The 2388-nt window shown below is 62.0% G+C and carries 1 protein-coding gene; it reads left to right on the top strand.

Annotated features, from left to right (window positions below):
* Positions 1-506 precede the first annotated feature (506 nt).
* Entirely contained in the window at positions 507-1859 is a 1353-nt protein-coding gene (locus AC5JJ6_RS09445) for a sensor histidine kinase (protein WP_496041796.1), read from the top strand.
* Positions 1860-2388 lie beyond the last annotated feature (529 nt).

Raw genomic sequence — 2388 nt, 5'->3', positions numbered from 1 at the left:
CCAACTACTTCGCCGCCGCAGGTTACGATGCAGACCGATCGAAAACTGCTCTAGAACAAACCTCAACTTCCGCAACGACTCTAAGCGCACCTTCCCGCTCCGCATAGGTGCGGCAGGTACGTCAATCGTTCATCTCACGCCATCGCGCCCCTGGTTCGCGCCGCGCGTGCCTGATTGAACGCTCTCACTGCGAAGGTGTTTGCCGTTCTGGACTACCTCGTCCCGGCGGGGCAACTCTTGCCCTTCGTCGCGCCCGCAAGCATCGTCACAATGGATTTCGCAATAAAGCTGGGGCATAGCCGAGCAACGCTGCGCGAAGCTCGTCCTGGCCGTCCCACAATGGACACCAGCATCTCGGGCGCCCGGTTCGGAATACAATTGTTATACCACTTTTGCACTCACTTACCTCGGTTTCCAATGGCAATAGTTCGGCCTAGGTTTGAGCAGCAATGTAGCATATAGAGTGACTTTGATTGCCCGGCACTCCGCCGGATGAGGGGTTTCGAATGCAGGTCAACAGCGGCATCGAAGCGGTCGGGGTGGTCCCATGGGGCAGCCACTTCTGCCAGTTCTACGAGACTGCTAACGACCTCGTGGACACCCTTGTGCCTTACTTTAAGGCCGGGCTCGACAACAATGAGCGCTGCATGTGGGTTACCGCCCAGCCGCTTCGTGCCGCGGACGCGACCGACGCCTTGCGCAATGCTGTGCCAGACCTCGATCGACGGCTCGCGTCCGCCCAGATCGAGATCGTCGATCATGACCAGTGGTACATGACACGGAACGACAAGGCGGGCGCCGATGCGGTGATCTCCGGCTGGATGCACCGCAAGGATGAGGCACTAACCCAGGGCTACAGCGGGTTCCGCCTCACCGGCAACACCTATTTCCTTGAAGCCGATGATTGGAACGACTTCGCCGAATATGAGCGGAAGGTCAATGCCTGCTTCTGTGACCAGCGGGTCATCGCACTGTGCAGCTATTGCACGCGGCGCTGCGATGCGGGCGGGGCATTGGACGTGGTGCAGAACCACGAGTTCGCCCTGGCGCGTCGCCGCGGGTCGTGGACCATGGTCGAGAATGCCTCGGTCAAGCGGGCCAAGGAGGCGCTGCGGCAGGCCAATGAGGAGCTTGAAACGCGGGTGACGCGACGCACCGCTGACCTCAGCCGCGCCTTGGCCGAGAAGGACGTGCTTCTCAAGGAGGTCCACCACCGGGTCAAGAACAACCTGCAAGTCGTATCCGCCCTCCTTCGACTCCGGGCCAAGCAGTCCAGCGATCCCGCTGGGCGGGAGGCTTTCGCCGAGACGCTGCGCCGCATCAAGGCCATGAGCCTTGTGCATGAGGTGTTGTATGGCGGTGGTGACACAAGCGACATCGACTTCGCCGCCTATTTGGGGTCGCTGGCGGCAACGACGGCAGCAAGCTACGGCATGGGACAGCGGGTTACGATCGAAGTTATGCCCTCGGACTGCCGGGTGGACCTGAATATGGCGGTGCCGCTTGGCCTCGCGGCATCCGAAGCGATCTCAAACGCTTTCAAGCATGCCTTCCCGGCCGGGCGCCGCGGATGTGTGCGGCTGGCCTTCCAAGCACCAACTGAGGCCACGGATGGGGAAGTCACGGTCAGCGACGATGGCATCGGTATTTCCGAGCCGCCCTCTGCGGGTTGGCGAGGTGCAGGCTCCTCGATCGCGGAGGCCTTGGCGCGTCAAGTTGGCGGGCAGGTCGCAGTAGAGCGGAACAATGGGACGGTGTGGCGCCTGACCTTCACACGGCTTGGCCAAGGCAACAGCAAAGCGGTCGCCGCGGCCACTGGAACCAGTCGCACTGGCTTGCCAATCATCGAGCCAGCGTAGGCCTACCATCGGGCACCGCAAATCGAAGCAGGCTGCGGGTCACGCAGTAATGTTTGGCGTCTTGCAATAGCGGTTTGTGCGCCTTCACCCTGGCCCTGTGGCCACTCTGAGCGATGACCCCTCATCGCAGAACGCCGATCTCCGGCCCGCCTCATCTCAGGGGCATCAAAGCGGTGCAGCGTTCGGGTCAGGGAAGGTGACCACCACGGCCGTGCCCAGGCCACCCCGTCTAGCCTCCATGACAGCCCGTCCCCTCACCTGCTTGGCCAGCATCTCAACCCGCCGCACCTCCGCCACCTGGGCAGCAGCCCTGGAGCGATGATCATTGAGGTCGGCGCTATGACGATGACGACGAGCGGCGCAGCTACGGGCATGGCGATAAGCGGCGGAGTTCGTGGCTGAAAAACATCTTCGACTAGCCCCCTGAGCATGATGTTCGATTGCCCTTGGCCAGAACCTCAGGTTCAAGACCCTCTAGAGCGGTTTCCTGCCTGACTGAATCGCTTGTGATCCCACGGGCTGCGCGGAG

It is taken from the genome of Skermanella sp., assembly GCF_059503625.1.
This window is presented reverse-complemented; position numbering and strand designations above follow the sequence as displayed.

Coding starts and splice junctions, on each gene's coding strand:
- AC5JJ6_RS09445 (WP_496041796.1), top strand. CDS start 507: ATGCAGGTCAACAGCGGCATCGAAGCGGTCGGGGTGGTCCCATGGGGC.